Here is a 5,705-nt window from a genome sequence, read left to right as displayed (position 1 = left end):
TTCAATATCCCTTATTTCCAATTTTCTTCTGCCTAGAGTGACAAAAGAGGGTTAAAATCACGAGTATCAACGGGAATTTTGACACCATTAATTTCAACTAAATTAAACGGTTCTAAAGAAATAGCCTTGGGTGCAGAGAAGCCCCAAAGTTGATAACCTCTAGCGCCATATTCTTCGTAGCCGAGTCGTCCTTCTTGCACCAGTAACGTTTTGTTGTCTGGAAGAACAGTAGCGCCAAAAAGTTGTCCATCTTTGAGCGATCGCGCCACTTGCCATTTCGCTACAATTCCTTTAAGCCGGGAGCAACGCGAAAAAGTGAGATCGGGGTTTAGTTCTCAATTATACCTCTATATTCTCAACAAAACTTGGTTTTTTAGTTGCGATCGCATCCCGAAACAAGCTATATACGTCCCAGGTTGCAGCACCTCACAAAATCGCGTTGCTCCCTTTAAGCCAGTCATTATACTGAGGATGACAGGTACGGATGACATCAAACGCCGCAAGTATTCGTCCGACATCCAAAGCAGACCAGCCAATACCCCGCTCCAGCGGATTGTTGCCATAATCAACCATCTGTGCGGTGGCTGCGTTATAGACTTTATTCGGCAAGGTATCTTCAAATAACTTCAGGCTGCTCAGAGTCGTCAAAAACTTGTTGAGGTGTGCATCAAAGTCTGCTTGGTCAGTAAGATTCAACCATCGTGCAGCATTCAATGCCATCAGATAGTTACCCATATCCCAGAGTGTACCAGAAGGATAACCCCCAGTAGAATTGGTAAATCCTGTTACTGGCTGATAATTTTTGACAAAATATTGCCAAGCACCACGAGCATAAGTTTGTTCTTCAGGGGTGAGTGGGGCTGTAATATTGCTACAAATACTGGAATTTTGGGATAAGACTGGTGTCGGCATGTAAAACAACAATTGCAGAAATGTTCCTACTAAGAACAATGCAATCCATCTCAACAGCTTTTGTTGACGGGGTTTGTATATCATAATGCAAAGAAGGAGTTAGAAGCGTCATAGCCCGTCTGTACAGCTATATTCATAAATCGAGCTTTATTAGGTCTATTTTTTTCGTAATGCCTTTATCGATTCAGTCGAGTAGCGCCAGCGAACAACATCAAATCGCGCACTCATGATAGATTTTTTATGAGTCAAGCGGATTACGAACACCTTGACCACCACGCTTTGGAATATAGGTTTTCTCAGTATTGTATGAATAATGTTTAAAGCAAATTACATCGTGAACCTGTTTCATCAAATTCTTCGGGTGTTTTTCCATAGTTTGATATCCAGAAAAAATCTGTATAGTATCTGACTACAGGATGATAGTCGTAAAAATTCTAAATATCAGGGTGAATTATACGGAAATTTTCTATATTGTTTACTTAAACGGGGTCTGTATACGGAGAAAGTTTGTATATTGCCCAAAAAGAGATGTTATGGAGAAAGTTTCTATATATTTATGACGAATTGAGTAAATAAACTGAGAAAGATTAGTATATTTTACATAAAATACAAAGCTTCTGTATATTATGAAGTATGAGCTATACAGTCCAGTTAACGGAATAGTCAGTAATTATATATGTATAAATCGTCAGTATAATAACCAGTTCAACCGCTTTGTTTTAGTTGTTAAGGCGTATTTTGAGATTGTCAGTATAATGCCAGTATCAGATATATACAGATGCCTCATCCAAATGTAGGGTAAAGGTCATGCTTTTACAACATATGAATGCAGTTGAAGGGCACTTGCTAGAAATATCTAAAATTCCAGCAAACTCTGGACATCCTTTACACAAGGGAACACCCCGCGAAACATTTATTAGAGAGTTTTTAGAAAAACACTTAAATTCCACAGTTTCTCTTGGATCTGGAGAGATTATTGATTGTAACTCACAACCATGTGAATCGAGAAATCAGTACGACATCGTTATTTTTAAGCGTAATTATCCAAAGCTGGATTTTGGAGGTAGCATTAGCGGATTTCTTTCAGAGTCAGTTGTAGCAACAATTGAGGTTAAATCAAGTTTAGACAAAGCTGGCATTAAACAAGCTATTCAGGCTGCATATCGAGCAAAACAACTGTCGCGCAATATCATTAAAAGCTTTCACACAGGATATATTCCACCCGCTATTGTTTCCTATGTTGTGGCTTACGATGGTCCTGCAAAGATGGAAACAGTACATGGTTGGATTAAAGAGGTGTATCTAGAGCTTGAAATGATTGAGCCAATTTTTCAGGTTGGGCAGGACAGATCGGCAATGCCAAGCCCTTCGCTCGATGGGGTCTACATTCTCGGCAAAGGCTTCTGCAACTTCTGCAATATTCCTTACAGTTTCTTAACTCCTGAAATCCTAAGTCAGCAACCTACAATTCGATGGGAAATTGCAAATTGTTCACGGGGAAGCCTACTTTCGTTCTTTCTCAATCTGACTGTTATTACAAACAACGTTGAAGCAGCTTGGCTTGATCCACTTCCATATCTCACTCAGTTTCGTGTGGAGGCAATCAATTTTGCTTATTGAGTGGTCAAACTATTTTCTGCCATTCTATTCTTGCGGTTATGAGTTGATGCACACCTTGGACATTGCATAACGATGTCTACGACAGACTATTTGGCGTTGCTCGAATTCATACTTCTATGCAACGCCAGTTTTTTTATTGCTTTAGAATCTTAGCTGTAAGTTATGGTGTTGTGATAGCCCTTTCGGTTGACTTCTGGCTCCTGACTCCTGCCCACACAGTAAGTGGTTGTCCGACTTGCTTATACAGCAAGCTTTCTAAAATCACGCCATTATTATTGGCGGTAAGAGTCTTATTCGGCTGACGCAAGGATTCATAAAAGCCGTTGTACCAGCCGTCCTTAGAGTTAAGGTTAACTTGGACAAAATCAAATAACTGCTTGGTGTAAGTAGTATTGTAAAGCACATGCCAACCGATCGCAGCTTTGGCACTCAGGAATCGCAAATCATTGTGCTGTTGTCGGGTATCTGTGATGGTTGCCCAAGGTTCTCCATTGACAAACAAGCTGCTGTAAACAAAATATGGAGGACGATCCAAGTTGTCTTCGGTAACGGCAGTTAATTGTTTTGTCGCTTCATAACGCGCTGTTTGAGCGGCCAAAATCCGATCAGCATAAGCTTTAGGCAAAGATTGAAACCCAGTTTCGATACCATCTAAAATATAGGGTTCGCTAAGAACGTAGTTATTCGCTCCAGAGTTTTTATAGTCCCGTTGGTCGTAAGGAATTCCCTGTCCATAAAGATTAACAAAGGCAGTATGGGACTGATAATCCAAGGCTTGCTTAACATCCAAGCCCCAAAGCTTCAAACCATAGGCAGCATAATTTTCATACCCTAAGCGACCTTCTTGGTTATATTGTTCTTTGCCTTTAATAACGGCAATACCGTACATTTGTCCATTTTTGGTAAGACGGTTGACTTGCCAATGTTTCCAAACGTCTGTGGAAAGCGATCGCAACTGTGGATACTTTGCCTCAACAATTTTTAGCCAGATTGCCATCCGCCCCAAATCGATGGCTGACCAACCAATTTCTTCGCGTTTTTCTAGTTGACCATAATTAACTGGTATAAGGGTTTTTGCATTGTAGACCTTGTTGGGCAGTTCACCTTTGTATAAGGGCATAGATGCCAGTGTTTTCAACATTTTGCTCATTTTTGCTTCAAATTCAGGCGCAGGCACGATATTGAGTTCTCTAGCACTGACTAAGGCTGCGATCGCTGCTGCTTGATCCCACATCGTCACAGCCTTAAAACCATCGACAGAATTAACTAAGCCAGTTTCATCGTTCCAGTTACGCTGAAAGTACAACCAAGCCTGACGGCCAGTTGCAGTTTCCTCTGGAGTTAATGATCCGACTCCAGGAGCAACATAGGGAGTCTTAGCTTCTGTTAGTTGGCTCTTAGTAATAGGTGTCCCTTGCAAAACTAAAGATTTTGCATCAAGGCTGGCAGTTGATATTTTAGATTTTGCTATGGGAACGGTCCGAGAAAGTTGCTTAGACCAAAAATTTAAAATTGCGATCGCTATTACAGCGGTAACAACTCCTCCTACAGAAGCTAATATGGACAAACTCTTAGGTGGTGGTTGAAAATCAGAAGTCATTCGGATTAAAGCCTCATATTGTAAATTACTGTTATAGCAGTGGTCAGACAGCTTAGGAGATTAGTAAATCGAAGAGAGCAGATCTGACAGGTATTCATCGCAGACTTGTCCTAATCAGGATGGCAAGGGCTACACTTGCGTAGTTTCACCAAATACATTTTTCCCAACTTTTAAATCTAACTAACAATGACGTTCTATTTATTGATGAAGCCTGCCAGTATCTCGCTCACTTGCTCAAATTAAGACTATTTACCAAAAAGAGATTTCCCTGACTAATATCAGGTTCGGTTAAACACTTATAATATCTGTAGGTTGGGTTGAGGAACGAAACCCAACATTACAGCTATTTTCAGGTAAATAGACCACGCGGTAGGGGATCTTGCCCTTGCGCCCCTACGACAGATGTGGTTCAAATACTTGAATTCTGCTGTCACAAGAAGTAGATGCTGGGTTTCACTAGCGTACCCCTACGGGGATCTTGCTACAACCCAACCTACATTGATAGATTTTATTATAAGTAATCACCCGAACTTGATATAAGAAAGCTATGAAGCAAGTCGAGTCTAAATTACAGCGAAATCCACTTTTCCCCAAATGGGATATCTTGATTCAACCTACTTTAGCTGGTAATTTCTTTTTCAAAAATCACCTAAATTATTTTTTATCAGTTGTGAGAAATTCAAGCTAACATTACAATGCAGCCGACTGACATGAGATCCTAGTGGTGCATCAAAGACCTCAGTAGCCGCTGATTTGAGACGTTATACAGATGTCGCAAGAGGTCTACGTATGGACAAAGATCAACTTAAGCGGATTTTGACAGAGCGGATGGCAATCGGTCCTGGTCAGCCGTGGTTTGAGTCTAGGGTAGACCCCATCGACCAGTTTGTGCCTCCTGACTTCACGTTGAGCCAGATATTCTTCACACAACAAACCGCTTCCACGCTCGTGTGCGCGCTGGATGTATATGCGAATCCCTGTTGCCTTTGTACACCTCGGCTTGCAGCCGAATGGTTTCGACGAGGGCGTCGGGTCACGCTTCTAGACATCGACCCGAAATTTGCTGAATTCGCGGATTTCCTCCCTTATGATTTGCGGGAGCCGCAGCCGATTAACCGAGAATTTGATGTGATTGTCGTTGATCCCCCGTTCTTCATCCCTGAGCCAGTGTATCAGGCGATCAATGTTCTAACTGGCGATCGCAGACCGGATCTATTCTTGGTGTTCGCCGTCGAACACGAAGCAGAACTGCTGCGGCTTTTTGCCGAGTATCGACTCCAACCGACAGATTTCAATCTGCGGCATAGCAATGTAAAAGTTAGTCACCAGCCGTTATTTCGGTTGTACGGTAGTCAGCCCAATTTGGTCTGTAGGTGAGAACTATGCTGCTAAACCAGGTGCTGCACCTGACTAGGCCTGCCATATTAGTTTCGGCAGCATCAAGCTTTTGCGACGACCCAGCCCTTTCAGCGCGAACGGACGAACTAGTAATATCAAATTTGAAATCTTCTCCCGGTCTGCTATAGCAATCCTAAATGAGTTGTGAAAAATCACAGTTGTTGATAAAGTGAAT

At 41.8% G+C, this 5,705-nt stretch carries 5 protein-coding genes; 2 read left to right on the top strand and 3 right to left on the bottom strand.

Translation table 11 applies throughout. The features are described from left to right. Positions 1–32: 32 nt before the first annotated feature. Together Q0541_RS20505 and Q0541_RS20500 are read right to left on the bottom strand one after the other, a co-directional pair. Complete coding sequence (locus tag Q0541_RS20505) at positions 33–287, bottom strand: DUF3131 domain-containing protein (RefSeq protein ID WP_298914398.1); 255 nt, start codon at positions 285–287, stop codon at positions 33–35. A 139-nt stretch (positions 288–426) separates the two neighbouring features. After that, on the bottom strand, positions 427–996 hold the full coding sequence (locus Q0541_RS20500; RefSeq protein ID WP_298914393.1) for a DUF3131 domain-containing protein: 570 nt from the start codon (positions 994–996) through the stop codon (positions 427–429). Between the two features lie 723 nt (positions 997–1,719). Here Q0541_RS20500 and Q0541_RS20495 point away from each other — a divergent pair. Next, on the top strand, positions 1,720–2,532 hold the full coding sequence (locus Q0541_RS20495) for a DUF6602 domain-containing protein (protein WP_298914390.1): 813 nt from the start codon (positions 1,720–1,722) through the stop codon (positions 2,530–2,532). A gap of 160 nt (positions 2,533–2,692) precedes the next feature. Here Q0541_RS20495 and Q0541_RS20490 read toward each other — a convergent pair whose 3' ends face one another. Beyond that, positions 2,693–4,132, bottom strand: a complete 1,440-nt coding sequence (locus Q0541_RS20490) for a DUF3131 domain-containing protein (RefSeq protein ID WP_298914387.1) — start codon at positions 4,130–4,132, stop codon at positions 2,693–2,695. 789 nt (positions 4,133–4,921) lie between these two features. Here Q0541_RS20490 and Q0541_RS20485 point away from each other — a divergent pair. Beyond that, positions 4,922–5,509, top strand: coding sequence for a hypothetical protein (locus tag Q0541_RS20485; protein ID WP_366941905.1), 588 nt, complete (start codon positions 4,922–4,924; stop codon positions 5,507–5,509). The last annotated feature ends 196 nt before the right edge of the window (positions 5,510–5,705 follow it).

This window comes from uncultured Nostoc sp., assembly GCF_937863485.1.
Classification (GTDB): domain Bacteria; phylum Cyanobacteriota; class Cyanobacteriia; order Cyanobacteriales; family Nostocaceae; genus Nostoc.
This window is presented reverse-complemented; position numbering and strand designations above follow the sequence as displayed.